Source organism: Streptomyces lancefieldiae, from assembly GCF_031845825.1.
Lineage (GTDB): Bacteria > Actinomycetota > Actinomycetes > Streptomycetales > Streptomycetaceae > Streptomyces > Streptomyces lancefieldiae.
In genome coordinates this window covers 1-405 of the sequence record NZ_JAVRFH010000396.1, presented here as the reverse complement: position 1 = coordinate 405, position 405 = coordinate 1, and the positions used below count along the sequence as shown (strand labels likewise).

Here is a 405-nt window from a genome sequence, read left to right as displayed (position 1 = left end):
GCTGAAGACCGCGACCGAGCGCACCCCCAGCTCGCGCAGGGTCCGGATCACCCGGACGGCGATCTCGCCGCGGTTGGCGACCAGCACGGTGTCGAACATCGTCGTCATCTGTTCCTCACATCCGGAAGACGCCGAAGCCGGGACCGGCCGGGTCCTTCTGGGGCAGCGGGGCGTTGGCGCAGGCCGTGAGGGCGAGGCCCAGCACCTGCCGGGTGTCCACGGGGTCGATCACGCCGTCGTCCCAGAGCCGGGCGGTGGCGTAGTACGCGTTGCCCTGGGTCTCGTACTGGGCGCGGATCGGGTCCTTGAACGTTTCCTCGTCCTCGGCGCTCCAGTCGTCGCCCAGCTGGTCGCGCTTGACCGTCGCCAGGACGGAGGCCGCCTGCTCGCCGCCCATCACCGAGA

2 protein-coding genes are annotated in these 405 nt (G+C 70.9%); both read right to left on the bottom strand.

Annotated elements, in window-relative coordinates:
• Positions 1–99 (bottom strand): biotin carboxylase N-terminal domain-containing protein (locus tag RM812_RS42685; RefSeq protein WP_311586487.1); only part of this gene is annotated, 99 nt, incomplete at its 3' end.
• Between the two features lie 16 nt (positions 100–115).
• Positions 116–405: carboxyl transferase domain-containing protein (locus tag RM812_RS42680; RefSeq protein ID WP_311586485.1), on the bottom strand; the 290-nt coding region annotated here is incomplete at its 5' end.